Below are 15,490 nucleotides of genomic sequence, written 5' to 3' on the forward strand. Positions count from 1 at the left end.
TGTCACCGACTCGCGTTCTGAGCGCCTCGGGAATGTCCATAGACACTAACAGCTTATCTTCGAGCACGATCTGTTGATCTCTAACGTTAGAGGCACGCAGCACAAGAACACCGCTGCCATCGGTGACCGTGTCCGCCGGATCGAAATGTCAAGCCGATGATTGAATGGCCGACGTGTTTCAATCGCTTGAGCTTCCAATGCGCCGGAAGTTCGCGCCGACCAGGGGATGCCGGAGTCGCGGAGGGGGCGCGGGAATTTAGGCCCCGCGTGACGGCGCGGGTGATCAGCGCCCGGCGCTTCTCAGCCAACAGGCCGAGCACGCGCTCCTTCGCTGCCACCAGCGCATCCAGCCGTGCCGTCTCGCGGTCGAGGTTAGTCAGCGATGGCGCTGTTGACGCAGAGGACGGGTGCGGGATCGGTTTCAAAGACTTCAGGTCGTCGTGCTTAGCTCCATGAAGGTGGAGCCGACCTAGACCTGGGGTATCCGTTCTGCGCTGAGAGCCAGTAGTAGAAGAACCGGGTGTCCGCCTTGACCCTGGGATGAGGGTTCAGGCAGCAGCCTTGGTTTGAACAGGCCTCCTCTTGAGGATCCGGAATCCTGTCCGACGCAGGATGCCTGATCGCATCAGGAGTCAGGACGGCGCCGTGGTCATGCCGCATGATGCGTATCCAGCCCACGAGGTGTGATCTTGCGGCGGGTATCCCGAGGCGGTAGCCGTCGAGCGAGCTGATGTCTTTCGGTGTCACCCAGCGGATATCGCCATTCCCAAAACTCAGGATTGCCATTGTCCGGAGTCGCGCCGCTGGTAACGGCGAATACGTGGCCGGCAACGCTGCTTCCGGGCGGCGGACGTCACTCCGTCACCTCCCGCAGCAGCCGCATGATCTCTTCCTCCGCCTGCTTCAATTCCGCGTCAATCGTCTCGAGCGGGCGCGGCGGCGTGTACTTGTAGAAGTGGCGGTTGAAGTTGATCTCGTAGCCGACCTTGTCCTTGCCCCGGTCCATCCAGGCGTCGGGCACGTGCGGGCGAACCTCGCGCTCGAAGTAGGCGTCGACGTCGTCCCTGAGTGGCACGTTCTCGAAATCGCGCAGGTCAGCGTCCGGCTCATAGCCGTCGTCGCGCCCCGCCCTTGGCGACTGGCTCGGCTTCGGGGTCCTTCTGCGTGAAGACGCTGCGGAAGAGCTTCTGCTCGCTCGCCTTCCAGCGCGACCTGCGCGCGTGCAGCAGATCCGCGATGCGGCTCCACACCTCATTCCAGTCGCGCTGAGGCTCGCGGCCCAGCACCTTGTCGATGGCCTGCGCGTCGTCGAGCAGGTGCGGGCAGGCGTCGAGAAAGCGGGCCTTGTCTTCCAGGGTCATCTGGTAGCACAGGCGCAGGGGCCGCTCGACGGTCACGCGGGTGTAGCCGAAGTCGGCGTTGTCGAATGTCTTGGAGGTCTCGCCGTCGGCTTGACGGCCGTAGAGCTTGACGATCTCGACGATCTGGCTGTTGCGGTAATGTGGCGGCGCTTGTCGCCGAGGCTCCTCTTGTTGTCCTCGCTGCCACCCGCCGTCCACACCTCGCGCGCATCGAGGAGCTGGATCTTGCCCTTGCGCCGCTTCTCCTTGCGGTTGGTGACGATCCAGACGTAGGTGCCGATGCCGGTGTTGTAGAACATCTGCTCCGGCAGGGCGATGATGGCTTCGAGCCAGTCGTTCTCGATGATCCACTTGCGGATGTCGCTCTCGCCCGAGCCCGCGCCGCCGGTGAAGAGCGGCGAGCCATTGAGGACGATGGCAAGGCGCGAGCCGATGTTTGTGCTCCGCCGGACGCACTGGCTCGAACTTGGCAACCATGTGCTGCAGGAAGAGCAGCGAGCCGTCGTTCACGCGCGGCAGCCCGGCGCCGAAGCGGCCGTCGAAGCCGCGCTTGTCGTGCTCCTGCTGGATCTCCTTCTGCTGCTTCTTCCAGTCCACGCCGAAGGGCGGGTTGGTGAGGAAGTAGTCGAAGGTCTCGGCCGCGAACTGATCCTCGGTGAAGCTGTCGCCGTAGCGGACGTTGTTGCCGGCGCCGTTGTGGTCCACCTGCTTCATCAGCATGTCGGAGGCCGCCGTGGCGAAGGCGCGCTTGTTGTAATCCTGCCCGTAGACATAGAGCTTGGCCGCGCCGTGCTGCTCGCGCAGGTAGTTCTGCGCCTCGGCCAGCATGCCGCCGGTGCCGCAGGCCGGGTCGAGCAGCTTGCGCACGGTGCCTGGCGTGGCGAGCAGCTTGTCGTCGTGGATGAACAGGATGTTCACCATCAGCCGGATGACCTCGCGGGGGGTGAAGTGGTCACCCGCGGTCTCGTTCGCCAGCTCGTTGAAGCGCCGGATAAGATTCTCGAAGATGAGCCCCATCTGCTCGTTCGGTACCGTGTTCGGGTGTAGGTCCACGTCGCAGAACTTGGAGACGACGAGATAGAGGAGGTTCGCCTCGCGCATCCGCTCGATCTCGCTATCGAACTCGAAGAAGTCGAAGATGTCCCGCACGTTCTTCGAGAAGCCCTTGATGTAGCTGACGAGGTGCTTCTCGATGTTATCGGGGTCGCCCTTGAGCTTCTCGGAAGTCGAGGGGAGAGTGATTGTGGAACCGCTGGCCGGCGGCCTCGTTGAGCCTTCTATCGAGTGCGTCGCCCTCGAGCTTGCCACCCTTGCGCCTTTCGTACTCGGCGTGCACCTTCGCTTTGGCCGGCGCCAGGACGCAGTCGAATCGGCGAAGCACGGTCATGGGCAGCATGACTCTCTCGTACTGCGGGGGGCGATACGGGCCCCTCAGGAGATCGGCGATCTGCCAGATGAGATTCGAAAAGTAGTTGTGGTCAGGCATGAGTCATCTCTTTGTCGTTTCGGCATGGGAATGCATGAACGTACGGGCCTCCGCAACGCGCGACATCTAGTCAAGGGCCCCCAACCAGAGGGCACCTAGAGGTGCCGGACCAGCCGATCGCCCGAGCATCACCGTCGAGGACATGACGGAAGTCTAAGGCTTCGGAAGCCGCTCGCATGCTCCCGCGCGGCCATGCTTCGCATCCCTGGCGGCCGCGCAGGGCGGCCTTCAGATCTCGGTCGCGACATCACTGCCCAGTCTCTCGCCCGGTGGACCTGTTCCGGTGGAGTGCGAGCCACGGCTCGGGGGGGAAAAGAAACCCGGGCCGCCCCCCCCCCCCCCAAACCGGCCCCCCCGCGGGGGGGGGGCGGCCGGCGGGCGGGCGGGGGGGGGCGGCGGCCGGGCGGGCCCCCCCGCCGCCGGGCGCGCCCCGCCACGCCCCCCCCCCCCCCCCCCCCCCCCCCCCCCCACCCCCGCCGCCTCCGCGGCCGGCGAGGCGAAGGTCCTCCTCGCGTTCCAGTCCCTCCGCGACGACTTCCGCATCTACCACCGCAAGAGCTGGTACTCGTTCGACGGCCCCGACGGCTCGCGCGAGGGAGTCTGCGAGGGCGAGGCGGACTTCCTGGTGCTGCACCCCGACCTGGGGATGCTGGTGCTGGAGGTGAAGGGGGGCCGGATCGCGTTCGACGGGCGGACGGGGGCGTGGACGTCGACGGCGCGCGACGGGAGGGTGCACTCGATCAAGGACCCGTTCCTCCAGGCGCAGCGGAGCGTCAAGGCGATCGCCGCGAAGGCCGCGGCGCTGAGCTTCGAGGGGCAGGCGATGCCGGAGTTCGTCCACGGGCACGCGGTCGTCTTCCCCGACTGCGACTTCACGAGCGGGGGCGACGGGGTGAGCGCGCCGCGCGAGCTGGTGATCGACGCGGGGGACCTCGCGCGGGACGCGGCGGGGCGGCTGATGGAGATCTTCCGGCTCTGGGGCGTGCGGCGCGCGGCGGCACCTCTGACGAAGAAGTGGGTCAAGAGGCTGGGGCAGCACGTCCTGGCGCCGCACTTCTCGCTGGGGCTGGCGCTCGGGTCGGCGCTCGGGTGGGAGGAGAAGGCGCTGGCGCTGCTCCACGAGGAGCAGGACATCTGCCTCGACTTCCTTCACCTGAACCGCGGCCGTGGTGCGCGGCGGGCGGGAAGGGGGTGGCGGGGGGGGAGAGTCTGTCTCTGTTACGGCCGCTCGCGCTACCTGCGGGAATCTGGCGTCGGGACGCGCTGCGGGGGGTGGGCGGGCTCGTACCACGAGCTGGGCCGTGAGCTGTGCGGGCGGGCCGGGGTGGCGTGGAACGAGCCGCCGGAGGACGACGTGGCGGCGACGCAGGCCTTCTGGAACGAGACGTCGGGCGTCCTCCTCCTCGAGGCCGCGCAGAAGCTGGGAGAGCGGTTCGACGCGCTGGTGGTGGACGAGGCGCAGGACTTCCTGACCGAGTGGTGGGCCGTCCTCGAGGCGCTGCTGAAGGAGGGCGACCGGGCGCCGGTGACGCTCGTCGCCGACCCCGACCAGGATCTCTGGCAGCGCGAGTCGCGGTTCCCCGAAGGGCTCCCCGTCTTCCCGCTCCGGACGAACTGCCGGAACACGTCGGCCATCGCGGAGTACCTCGGCGAGCTGACGGGGTCGCACCCGCGCGTGTCGCCGTGGACGGTGCGGGGGGAGGAGCCGAAGGTCCACCGCTGGCGCAACGCGGCCGACGAGCGGGAGAAGGCGGGGGCGCTGATCGCGCAGCTCCTCCTGAAGGACGGGGTCGGGCTCGAGAGGGTGGCGATCGTCGGGATGCGGCGCCTCGCGAACTCGTGCCTGGCGGGGGTGGCCGAGCTGGCGGGCTTCCCGGTGGTGCCGATCGGCGACGACGGGACGGCCGGCGTGCCCGGCGCGCTGCGCTACGCGACGCCCCACAGGTTCAAGGGGCTGGAGGCCGACGTGGTGCTCCTCCTCGACGTGGACGGGAGCCGCTGGTCGCTCGAGCCGCGCAACCTCTACGTCGCGGCGTCGCGCGCGCGGCTGCGGCTGCACGTGTTCGTGAAGGAGGGGGTGGTGGTGCCGGGGGGAGGGGCCTGAAGGGACCCGGCGGCAAGAATCGGGCGCGGTGCCCCGATAGGGTTGACACAAGCGGGCCTTTACGCCTTCTTTGCGGGCCGTCCCTTTGACCGCCTCGGGGCGGGGAGAGCCTTCGCGGCGTCCTCGAGCGACTCGATGGCGGCTCTTTGGCCCTCCGCCTCGAGGAGGGCACGCCTGCGCACGGCGAACAGGGCGTACTCGTCCTCCGCGTGTGCGTGGGCGTCGGCAGTGCTGACCGATCCGGCGTTCGTCAGGACGGACCGGTCATTGAACCGAAGGAACTCGTCGAGCCGGGACTCCCAGTCTCTCAGGAAGACCTGTTTCCGGCGTCGCGCCTGGTCTTCCGCGAAGTCGAGCCACATCGTGACGATCCGGTTCAGCTCGGAGATCTCCTCTTCGCGGAGGTAGTTCTTCGCCACCGTGACGTCCGCCTTCCGGACACTCCCGCCCTTCCACGTCAGGAGACCCATGTTCGGGCTCGTGTGGTCGGCCCGCCCGGCGATCAGCTCGGAAGCGGTCTTCCCCGTCGCTGCGAAGTGGAGCTTGTTCTGGATGATCTTGAAGAACGCGACCGTGTCCTTCCGTGTGGCGTCGTAGTCGGCGGCAAGGGCGAAGATCTCTCGAACGCGCAGGTACATCCGGCGCTCGCTGGCCCGAATGTCGCGGATGCGCGCCAGGAGTTCGTCGAAGTAGTCCGGAATCCCGGAGCCGTCGACCGGTGGGTTCCTGAGCCGCTCGTCGTCCATCGTGAAGCCCTTCACGAGGTACTCGCGGAGCCTCTCTGTCGCCCAGCGCCGGAACTGCACGCCCCGGGGCGAGCGCACGCGGTAGCCGACGGCGAGGATGGCGTCGAGGCTGTAGTACTTCACGACGCGCTGGACCTGCCTCGTGCCCTCCGGTCGAACTTGTAAGTAATCCTTACAAGTTCGCGAGGGGGCGAGCTCCCCGTCCGCGTAAATGCTCTTCAGATGGAGGGTTATGTTTTGGGGTGTCGTCTGGAAGAGGTCGGCGATCAACCCCTGGCTCATCCAGATCGTGTCCTCGGCGAAGCGGCACTCGACGCGTGTACGGCCGTCCTCGGTCTGGTAGACGAGGATCTCTCCGGACTGGATCGGCTCGTCGTTCAGCATCGGCTTCCCTTCGAACGGAGACTTCGCACGTTCTCCTCTGAGTCGGCCACCGGGCCGCAGGTAGTTTGCCGCAGGTCGCTTCCTGATTTCGACCGCCGAGGAAGCTGGTATTCGCTCAACGGGCTGCCGGGGAAGGGACCCGCTCGAGGCAGCGGTCAGGCCCGGCGGGGTGTACCGGGGCATGAAGGAGTAAACGGAGGAGTAGGCCGAGGAGTAAGTGGAGGAGTAAATGAAGGAGTAAGTGGAACACGTCGGCCATCGCGGAGTACCTCGGCGAGCTGACGGGGTCGCACCCGCGCGTGTCGCCGTGGACGGTGCAGGGAGAGGAGCCGAAGATCCACCTCTGGCGCAATGCGGCCGACGAGCGGGAGAAGGCGGGGGCGCTGATCGCGCAGCTCCTGCTGAAGGACGGGGTCGGGCTCGAGAGGGTCGCGATCGTCGGGATGCGGCGTCTCGCGAACTCGTGCCTTGCGGGGGTGGCCGAGCTGGCGGGCTTCCCGGTGGTGCCGATCGGCGACGACGGGACGGCCGGAGTGCCCGGCGCGCTGCGCTACGCGACGCCTCACCGATTCAAAGGTCTTGAGGCGGACGTGGTGCTCCTCCTCGACGTGGACGGGAGCCGTTGGTCGCTCGAGCCGCGCAACCTCTACGTGGCGGCGTCGCGCGCGCGGCTGCGGCTGCACGTGTTCGTGAAGGAGGGGGTGGTGGTGCCGGGGGGAGGGTGAGCGGCGCCCGCCCTTCCTCCCGGCTAGCGCCTCTGCTTCGCCTTCTCGAGCCACTCGGCGTCGAGGAGGTCCTGCGGGCGCCCGCAGGCCCTCTTGGAATCGAGGAGGTCATCCAGGGACGGAAACGCGACCGGGACGCCGCCGTACGACGAGCCGACCCGACGTTCCCAGGCGGCTGGGAACTCGAGACCGGCGACCCGCGTCAGGATGTCGATGCGGTTCGGCTCGACGCCGAGCTGGATGACGGTTCCCGGCGTCGCGAGGTCGTCCACCTCGACTCCTTCGAGCGGGGCCCCGAATCGCGCGAGCGCTTCCCAGGCCCGCTTCGCGTTCTCCGGCGTCGGCTCGACCCAGAGGTCGATGTCCTTCGTGTACCTGGGGACGGCGTGGAACGAGACCGCGTGGGCCCCGACGACGAGGAAGCGGACCTCAGCGGCGGAAAACGCGGACAGCAGATCTCTGAAGTCGGGGTTCAGGGCCCACCTCCCCCCGGAATGCCCGGGCTTCTCCCACCATCTGCCAGACGGCGGCGAGCCGCCCCTCGGCACCCACGTCGCGCCAGAAATCGAGGTCGAAAGAGCCGTCGTCGTCCGAGGCGTCCCTGAGCACCCGGACCATTCGAACGGGCTTCCGCTCGTGTTCCGCAGCTTCGCTCTTCACCTCGCCATTATCCCGCCTCTGCCCGAACCCGCGACGTTTCTTCCCGAGAAAGGAGGGGGTGGTGGTGCCGGGGGGAGCCTGGGGCGCTCAGACCTCCGGGAGGCGCGACCAGGCCGGGTCGGGCGGAAGGCCTTCGAGCATCCAGGAGTACTTCGCGATGGTCCCGAGCGGGGTGCCGGCCAGACGCTCGGCCTCGAGATCGACTCCGATCTCCATCGAGAGCTGCCACTGGTTCTCGAGCCAGCGGAGCATGTAGACGGAGAAGGCCTCCGGGGAAAAGTGGATGCCGGAGAAGAAATCGTCGAAGCCGCGGCGAATCTCGCCCAGGCTCAGTTCCGTGCCGCGGCGGGAGTCCCAGTAGAGGATGCGGCCGACGAGCATCTCGGGCCGCTCCGACCAGGCGCGGATACGGGCGACGTCGAGGTCGTCGGGGCGCATGACCTCCCAGAGGCAGTCCGCGGGAGGGGCCTGCGGGAGCGAGAAGTTCCGCCGGCCCCCGATCCTGGCGATCTCCGCCTCCCCGACGATGAGCGGGCCGTCGAGGTCACCCTCCTCGAGGGCGGCCAGGATGCGCCTGGCCTTCCGCGCGTCGAGGACGGGCGGCGCCTTTGGCGGGGCAGCCGGGGCGTTCGTTCCTTCCGGGTGTGCCTTCACGTTCGGGACTCCCTTCCGGCTCGCAGCCAAAGAGCAAGATAGGCAGGGACACGGACAGACGGTGTCCTCGAGCTCGGGACCCGGACGATGGGGTTTTCCGCACCGGGAAGTGAGATAATGGCCGTCGCGCCGGGTCCCCCGTTTCGGCGCCGTTCTTTGAATTTAGGCAGCCCTCCGCTTCGGGCTGCCGGCATGAAGAGATGCGGAGAGAGCACCGGCTCGTCGACCCGCACGCCAGACCGTAGTCCTACACGGTGGCAAAGCCGGCCCTGCCGAAAGGCAAGGGACCCATGTGCGATCGAGGCGGGAACGCTTTTCGTCGAAAGGGCTCCCATGACCGCATCTCCTCCTCGAACGTTCTTCCTTCGCACGCTCGGCCTCGCCGGGTGGGACGCGCTCGACCCGGTGGTCCTCGCCGCCGTGGCCTCCGAGGCGCCGCTCCTCCTCATCGGGCCGCACGGCTCGGCGAAGACGATGGTGCTCAACCGCCTCGCCGAGGCGCTCGGGCTCGAGCACCGCCACTACAACGCGTCGCTCCTGTCGTTCGACGACCTCGTCGGCTTCCCGGTGCCGCAGGAGGGGCGCGTCGTCTACCTGCAGACGCCGGCGACGGTGTGGGAGGCCGAGTCGGTGCTCATCGACGAGGTGTCGCGCTGCCGGCCCGAGGTGCAGAACAAGCTCTTCCCGCTGGTGCACGAGCGGGTGCTGCAGGGAATGCCGCTCCCGAAGCTGCGCTACCGCTGGGGCGCCATGAACCCCCCGGCCTCGCTCGAGGGGGACGACGCGGGGTACGCGGGCGCCGAGCCGCTCGACGTGGCGCTGGCCGACCGGTTCGCGTTCGTGGTGACGGTGCCCGCGCTCGCGGAGCTTGCGGTGGAGGAGCAGCGGCGCGTGCTGCGGCCCTCGCGGTGGAGCGGGGAGGAGGCGCGGCCGGAGGTGGTGCGGCTCGTGGAGGAGGCGCGTGCCGGGCTGGACGATGCCGGGCAGAGCGACGCGGGCGCGGCGACGGAGTACGCGATCCTCCTCGCGGCGCAGCTCTCGCGGGCCGGGCACCCGCTCTCGACACGGCGGGCCGCGCAGCTCGTGCGGAACGTGATCGCGGTGCGCGCCGCCGCGCAGGCTCTCGGCGACGGGGACGACCCCGAGGCGGCGTTCCTCGTCGCCGCCCGCAGCTCGGTGCCCGACGCGGCGTGGGGGCGGCCGGTGCCGTTCGAAAAGCTCCTCGCGGCGCACCGGTCGGCCTGGGCCGCGGCCGGGATGGCCGAGGGCTCGGCGCGGCGCAGGCTCCTCACGGAGAGGGAGCCGTTCGTGCGGCTCGCCATCGCGCTCGAGGGGACGCTCCCTCCGCACGAGGCGGCCGAGGTGCTCTCCGACGCCTACTCGGCGCTTGCGCTCCCCGAGCGGCTCATCGCCGCGGCCCTCGTGATGCCGCGGCTCACGAAGAGGCGCGACCTCCCTGCCGCGGCGCTGGAGCCGATCTGCAACGACTGGGCGGAGGTGGGAAAGCCCTGCGCGGCCTCCGTCACCTCGGGGCCGGGGACGCGCTGGGTGCGCCCGCTCCTGACGACCGAGCTGCCAAAGCTCGACAGGAAGACCGAGAAGGGGCGCGTGCTGAGTGCCGTGGCGGCGAACCTTCTCTTCCGGAAGCACGAGTTCCGGCTGGAGGAGCTTCTCGCGGCGTGGGAGCGGGCCGTAGCAGCCCTGCGGCCGGCCGGAAGGAAGGTGGCGGCGTGAGCGGGCCCGCCCTCCTCCACAACATGTCCGTCCCGCCCGTCTCGACGATCCTCGTGAGCACGCCCGGGCTCGCGGGGCGGACCTTCTGCACGACGTGGCCCCGGCAGTGGAAGGGATACGACGCGAAGAACCTGCCCGCGCCCGAAGAGCTGGAGGCCGCGTTCGCCGGGCTCGGAATCCCCGACCTCGTCGGTGTCTTCACGCTGACCGGAGGCGACCGCGAGCCCGAGGCGCGCTTCGACTACCCGCTCGCCCTCGCGATCCTGGCGCGGCGCTCGGGGCACCTCTACCTGCCGTGGCGGCCGGTCTACCCGGCCCTCGTCCCGAAGGACCCGCTCTTCCTCGTCTTTCCGGAAGAAGGAGAGTGCGCGTGAACGAGACCCTCGCCCTGCGCCTCCTGAACGCGCTCCCCGCAGGGGCCTACGAGGTGACGGCGCTCCTCGGCCTCCTGCGAATCGAGGAGAGTCGCGACGTGCCGACGGCCGCCGTCACCTGCGAGCGCCGCCCGGTGCTGAAGCTGAACCCCGACTTCGTCGCGGAGCACTGCGCGAGCGACGAACACCTCTTCATGCTCGTGATGCACGAGCTCCACCACGTGCTGCTCGGGCACACGCGCCTCTTCCCGCGGGCGACGCAGCTCCACAACGTGGCCTTCGACGCGGTGATCAACGCGCTCCTCTGCACGCGCTTTCCCCAGCCCGCGCACACGTCGTTCTTTCTCGGCTATTACGGCCGGGAGAGCGGCGCGCTGCGGCTCCTGGCGCCGCCGGGCGGCAGCCCGGTCGAGGACCCGGCGCTGCGGCTGCTGCACGAGACGCTCTACTCGGCCCCGGGCGACGTCACGTGCCTCGAGGTGTTCGAGAGGCTCGTCTCCGCGCTCGGGGAAAGAGGGCTCGCCCCCGGCGAGGCGGAGGGTCTCCTCGGCGACCACTGCAGGGAGGGAGACGACGACTACGGAACGAGCGGGCCGCTCCCCGCCGAGGTGGTGGCGGCGATCCGGCGGATCGTCGAGAAGTGGCCGCCGCCACCGGATGCGATGCGGGGCCGGAGCCTCGCCGACGTCCTGGAGGAGCATGTGAATCCGCCTGCGAGGCCCGGCGAGCGCGTGCTGGCCGCGTTGCGCCGCGCGCTGGACGACTCGGCGGCGGGCACGCCTCGCCCGGGCGGCGTGAGACGCGCCGGCCTCGTCCCGGCTCTCGTCCCGCTTCCGTCGCCGCGCGACCGCCGGGCCACGGTGGCGCGCCTCGCGGGAACGCCTCCGCTCCTCTACGCGGGCGAGGTCGAGTGGCCGCGGGCCCGCGCTTCCGGCCGGGCCCACGTCTACCTCGACGTGAGCGGGAGCATGGATCCGTACCTGCCGTTTCTCTACGGCGCGCTCGTTCGCCTCGGCGAGCGGATCGACCCGCGCGTGCGGCTCTTCTCGACCGAGGTCGTCACCGTGCGGCTCGAGGCGCTCGCCCGCGGGAAGGTGCCGACGACCGGCGGGGACCGAGGGAGCGTGCGTCTTCGAGCACGCCCTCGCCGAGGGGGTGCGGAGGATTCTCGTGATCACCGACGGCTACGTGGGCGAGACGAAGGCGCGGCTCGCGGAGAGAGTCCGAAAGTCCCGGCTCGACGTCCGCGTCGCCCTGACGCCGGGAGGCTGGAAGGCCGACCTCGCGCGCGTCGCCTCCCGAATCGTTCCGCTCCCCGAGCTGACTGCAGCCAGGAGGTCCGCATGACGACGACGAGCAACTGGTTTCCTCTGCGCTTCGCCGAGGCCGTCTGCGCCGGGCACCCCGACCGGCTTTCCGATTCCATCGCCGACGGGATCGTCGCGCTCGCGACGGGCCGCGACCCGGAGGCGCTGGTCGGCGTGGAGGTCGCGCTCCACCGGAAGGTCGTCTTCGTCGACGGGCGGATCGCCGCCGGTCCGGGGCCGGAGTGCGCCGTGACGGAGGAGGAGGTCGCCGGCGTCGTGCGCGCGGCGTATGCCGCCGCCGGCTACGGCGACTCGTTCGACGGCCCGGAGAAGTACCGGCACTACTTCTTCGAGCCCGCGCCGCATCACGTCGAGGTCCGCTTCGACCTCTGCCTCGGGCCGCTCGAGGCGGAGGAGAGGGCTTTCCGGTGCGTGGCCGACGACCAGGTAATCGGCGTGGGTTACGCCTGCCGGGGCGAACGCGCGGGGCTGATCCCCCTCGAGCAGGCGCTCGCGCGCGACTTCGTGAAGGCGATCGAGGGGCTGCGCGAGGAGAGACGGAAGAGGTGGATCGGGCCGGACGGTAAGGTCTTCGTCGCCGTGCGTGGCCGGCGGCTCGAGGCGGTGTCGCTCTCGCTCCACCACTTCGTCCACGCCGACTGGCTGGCGCTCTGCGCGCTCGCGAAGGAGGCGTGCCTCGCGGTAGCGGCCGAGTACGTCGCGGCGGGCGAGCTGGAGGCGCCGGCCGAATCCGTCGACTGGCTCTTCAACGGCGCGGGTTCCTTCGCGGTGGGCGGGCCGCTGGGCGACAACGGCCTCTCGGGGAAGAAACTCGTTGCCGAGGCGTACGGCACGGCGGTGCCGATCGGCGGCGGGACGGTGCACGGAAAGGACCCGCTCAAGCCCGACGTGCGGGCGCAGCGGATAGCGCGGGACTGGGCCGTGAAGCGCGTCCGGGAGGGCGCCGCCGAGGCGACGGTGTGGGTCGTCTTCCGCCCGGGGGACGAGGAGCCGCGTTGGGTGGAAGAAAGCGAGGAGCGGATCAGATCCTCGATTCTGGCGCGCTGATCCGAACGAAGGCTCTCCCGGGCGGCGTGCGTGGCGTGGAACGAGACGTCGGGCGTCCTCCTCCTCGAGGCCGCGCAGAAGCTGGGAGAGCGGTTCGACGCGCCGGTGGTGGACGAGGCGCAGGAAGAAGAGAGACGAACTGCCGGAACACGTCGGCCATCGCGGAGTACCTCGGCGAGCTTACGGGGTCGCACCCGCGCGTGTCGCCGTGGACGGTGCGGGGGGAGGAACCGAAGGTCCACCGCTGGCGGAGCGCGGCCGACGAACGCGAGAAGGCGGCGGCGCTGATCGCGCAGCTCCTCCTGAAGGAGGAGATCGGGCTCGAGAGGGTGGCGATTGTCGGGATGCGGCGCCTCGCGAACTCGTGCCTGGCGGGGTGGCCGAGCTGGCGGGCTTCCCGGTGGTGCCGATCGGCGACGACGGACGGCCGGCGTGCCCGGCGCGCTGCGCTACGCGACGCCGCACCGGTTCAAGGGGCTGGAGGCCGACGTGGTGCTCCTCCTCGACGTGGACGGCAGCCGCTGGTCGCTCGAGCCGCGCAACCTCTACGTCGCGGCGTCGCGCGCGCGGCTGCGGCTGCACGTGTTCGTGAAGGAGGGGGTGGCGGTGCCGGGGGGAGGGGAATCGTTCCCGATTCGGGTATGATTCTTCCCGATATGGGAAGGATTTTGACACCCCGGAAGGGCCTCGCGGATGCGCTCTTCACTCCGGTCCAGCAGCGCGTGCTCGGCCTCCTGTTCGGCCAGCCGGAGCGCCGCTTCCAGAGCGGTGAGCTGATCCGCCTCGTGGACAGCGGAACGGGCGCCGTCCACCGGCAGCTCGCCCGCCTCGCCGATGCGGGCCTCGTGACCGTGACGCGAACGGGGAACCAGAAGCACTACCAGGCCCGAGAGGACAGTCCGGTCTTCGCCGAGCTGCACGGGCTCGTCGTCAAGACCGTCGGGCTCGTCGAGCCGATTCGTAGGGCGCTCGCGCCCTTCGAGCCGCGCATCCGCGCCGCCTTCGTCTTCGGCTCCATCGCGAAGAAGACCGAGACGGCCTCGAGCGACGTCGATCTCCTCGTTCTCTCGGAGACGCTCGCCTACTCCGACCTCTTCGACGCGCTCCAGGCTGCCGAGGCCGTCCTCGCCCGCTCGGTCAACCCGACGGTCCTGACGCCCGCCGACTGGCGGATTCGCCGCGCCGAGCCCGACTCCTTCGCCTCACGCATCGCCAGCCAGCCCCGTATCTTCGTGATCGGAGGCGACGATGACCTCCGCTGAGCTCCCGAACCTCGCGAGGATCGGGAAGCTGAAGAAGGAGCCGCCCCTTCTCCGGGAGTACGAGAGTCTTCTTCGGTCAGCGGACTCGCGACTCGCCGATGCCGAGAACGAGAGCAACTCCCTCGAAAGCCGATTCGACCTCGCCTACGGCGCGTCGCACGCCCTCGCCCTCGCCGCGCTCCGACGAGCGGGCTATCGTTCGGAGATCCGAGCGTTGGTGTTCCAGACGCTTCCCGTGACTCTGGGAATCCAGAACGCAGTCTGGCGCGTCCTCGCGACGGCGCACGAGAAGCGAAACCTCTCCGAGTACGAAGGCTGGTACGGGATGGACGAGCGGCTCGTGACCGATGTCGTCGGGGCCGCGAAGAAGGTGCGGGACGCCCTGCGGGCGCTCGGGCCCCTACCCCCTACCGGCTGAACCCCGCCGCGGGCGCCATGAAGCGGCCCGCCTGGATCCAAGGCGTCCGGGAACGGGTCAGGCGAGCCCGGCCAGAAGAGGAGCAGGCCGCCGAACGTAGGCACGCTGTGCCGCTGGTGGGTCACCACGAGCCGCAGGGTCTCGAGGTCGCGCCGCGAGAGGGTTCGCACGGGGCGAACGACTCGGAAGCAACTCGGAAGTCGAGGGCTTCCGAGTCGCGGGTCGCCGTGGACGGTGCGGGGCGAGGAGCCGAAGGTCCACCGCTGGCGCAACGCGGCCGACGAGCTCGAAGGCCGGGGCGCTGATCGCGCAGCTCCTCCTGAAGGAGGAGATCGGGCTCGAGAGGGTGGCGATCGTCGGGATGTGGCATCGCGAACTCGTGCCTGGCGGGGTGGCCGAGCTGGCGGGCTTCCCGGTGGTGCCGATCGGCGACGACGGGACGGCCGGCGTGCCCGGCGCGCTGCGAATCCGGACGAGCCACCGGTATGGGTCTGGAGGCCGACGTGGTGCTCCTCCTCGACGTGGACGGGAGCCGCTGGTCGCTCGAGCCGCGCAACCTCTACGTGGCGGCGTCGCGCGCGCGGCTGCGGCTGCACGTGTTCGTGAAGGAGGGGGTGGTGGTGCCGGGGCGGGCCTACGCGACCTTGTAGATCGCCGGCCGGAACAGGGGCGGGGGAACCGGCTTCCCCTCGGCCCTCGCCGCCTCGAGCCAGAGAGCCTTGGCCTTGAGGACCTCGGCAAGGGCGGACTCCGGGGTGTCGCCGAACGCGGAGCAGTGCGCGAGGTCAGGGGATGTCGGCGATGTAGCCGGCGTCCTCGTCACTCGGGAAGATGTTGATGTGGTAGTCGGTCATTCCGCGTCACCGATCTCGAGGTTATGCCGCTCCACGAGCCGGAGCAACTGCCTCACCTGGTCCGCCTTGGCCTGTCCCTGGACCTCCTGGAGCTTCAGCAGCTCCGGAATCGCCGGGTGGACGTAGATGTGGTGGCTTCCGCCGGTCCGGGAGAGCCGGAACCCGAAGGCCTCCGCCAGGCTGCAGACTTCCGCGAATCGGAGGTTGTGTGGAGACTGGAGCGCCTTCAGGAGGAGCTTTCGCGGGTTCACCGGTCGAGGACCCTTTCCTGAGACGCGTCGGCGGGGAACTTCGCCATTCAGACGGCCACTCGAGTCTCGGCGACGAAGGCCTCCACCACAGGATCGTCCTGC

At 69.6% G+C, this 15,490-nt stretch carries 13 protein-coding genes and 2 pseudogenes; 9 read left to right on the forward strand and 6 right to left on the reverse strand.

The window, feature by feature from the left end; genetic code table 11:
- Positions 1–853: 853 nt before the first annotated feature.
- Positions 854–2,847 (reverse strand): annotated as a pseudogene (locus IPN03_09780) (SAM-dependent DNA methyltransferase).
- A 283-nt stretch (positions 2,848–3,130) separates the two neighbouring features.
- Here IPN03_09780 and IPN03_09785 point away from each other — a divergent pair.
- Positions 3,131–4,951, forward strand: a complete 1,821-nt coding sequence (locus IPN03_09785; protein ID MBK9373999.1) for an NERD domain-containing protein — start codon at positions 3,131–3,133, stop codon at positions 4,949–4,951.
- A gap of 59 nt (positions 4,952–5,010) precedes the next feature.
- On the opposite strand, the gene IPN03_09790 is transcribed toward IPN03_09785, so the two are convergent.
- Entirely contained in the window at positions 5,011–6,081 is a 1,071-nt protein-coding gene (locus IPN03_09790; GenBank protein MBK9374000.1) for a virulence RhuM family protein, read from the reverse strand.
- Between the two features lie 299 nt (positions 6,082–6,380).
- Between IPN03_09790 and IPN03_09795 the strand changes: the two genes are divergently transcribed.
- On the forward strand, positions 6,381–6,806 hold the full coding sequence (locus tag IPN03_09795; GenBank protein MBK9374001.1) for an ATP-binding domain-containing protein: 426 nt from the start codon (positions 6,381–6,383) through the stop codon (positions 6,804–6,806).
- 23 nt (positions 6,807–6,829) lie between these two features.
- Here the strand turns inward: IPN03_09795 and IPN03_09800 are convergent, their stop codons facing one another.
- Together IPN03_09800 and IPN03_09805 are read right to left on the reverse strand one after the other, a co-directional pair.
- Complete coding sequence (locus tag IPN03_09800) at positions 6,830–7,282, reverse strand: hypothetical protein (GenBank protein ID MBK9374002.1); 453 nt, start codon at positions 7,280–7,282, stop codon at positions 6,830–6,832.
- A 271-nt stretch (positions 7,283–7,553) separates the two neighbouring features.
- Positions 7,554–8,120 (reverse strand): hypothetical protein, encoded by a 567-nt coding sequence (locus IPN03_09805; protein ID MBK9374003.1) that lies wholly within the window; start codon positions 8,118–8,120, stop codon positions 7,554–7,556.
- A gap of 333 nt (positions 8,121–8,453) precedes the next feature.
- Between IPN03_09805 and IPN03_09810 the strand changes: the two genes are divergently transcribed.
- From IPN03_09810 to IPN03_09840, 7 genes are all read left to right on the forward strand, one after another.
- Positions 8,454–9,854: an AAA family ATPase gene (locus IPN03_09810; protein ID MBK9374004.1), complete on the forward strand. Its 1,401-nt coding sequence runs from the start codon at positions 8,454–8,456 to the stop codon at positions 9,852–9,854.
- On the forward strand, positions 9,851–10,228 hold the full coding sequence (locus IPN03_09815; GenBank protein ID MBK9374005.1) for a hypothetical protein: 378 nt from the start codon (positions 9,851–9,853) through the stop codon (positions 10,226–10,228). The genes IPN03_09810 and IPN03_09815 overlap by 4 nt, the downstream gene beginning before the upstream one ends.
- Positions 10,225–12,603 (forward strand): methionine adenosyltransferase domain-containing protein, encoded by a 2,379-nt coding sequence (locus IPN03_09820; protein MBK9374006.1) that lies wholly within the window; start codon positions 10,225–10,227, stop codon positions 12,601–12,603. Before IPN03_09815 ends, IPN03_09820 begins: the two co-directional genes overlap by 4 nt.
- 432 nt (positions 12,604–13,035) lie before the next feature.
- Complete coding sequence (locus tag IPN03_09825; protein ID MBK9374007.1) at positions 13,036–13,248, forward strand: ATP-binding domain-containing protein; 213 nt, start codon at positions 13,036–13,038, stop codon at positions 13,246–13,248.
- Positions 13,245–13,865, forward strand: coding sequence for a MarR family transcriptional regulator (locus tag IPN03_09830; GenBank protein ID MBK9374008.1), 621 nt, complete (start codon positions 13,245–13,247; stop codon positions 13,863–13,865). The genes IPN03_09825 and IPN03_09830 overlap by 4 nt, the downstream gene beginning before the upstream one ends.
- On the forward strand, positions 13,852–14,283 hold the full coding sequence (locus tag IPN03_09835) for a hypothetical protein (protein MBK9374009.1): 432 nt from the start codon (positions 13,852–13,854) through the stop codon (positions 14,281–14,283). Before IPN03_09830 ends, IPN03_09835 begins: the two co-directional genes overlap by 14 nt.
- Before the next feature lie 485 nt (positions 14,284–14,768).
- Positions 14,769–14,933: a hypothetical protein gene (locus IPN03_09840; GenBank protein MBK9374010.1), complete on the forward strand. Its 165-nt coding sequence runs from the start codon at positions 14,769–14,771 to the stop codon at positions 14,931–14,933.
- Here IPN03_09840 and IPN03_09845 read toward each other — a convergent pair.
- Positions 14,918–15,137 (reverse strand): annotated as a pseudogene (locus tag IPN03_09845) (type II toxin-antitoxin system HicB family antitoxin). The gene IPN03_09840 and the pseudogene IPN03_09845 sit on opposite strands and share 16 nt — an antisense overlap.
- Entirely contained in the window at positions 15,134–15,388 is a 255-nt protein-coding gene (locus tag IPN03_09850; GenBank protein MBK9374011.1) for a type II toxin-antitoxin system HicA family toxin, read from the reverse strand. Before IPN03_09850 ends, IPN03_09845 begins: the two are co-directional and overlap by 4 nt.
- Between the last annotated feature and the right edge of the window lie 102 nt (positions 15,389–15,490).

The sequence above is a fragment of the Holophagales bacterium genome (assembly GCA_016719485.1).
GTDB lineage: Bacteria > Acidobacteriota > Thermoanaerobaculia > UBA5066 > UBA5066 > UBA5066.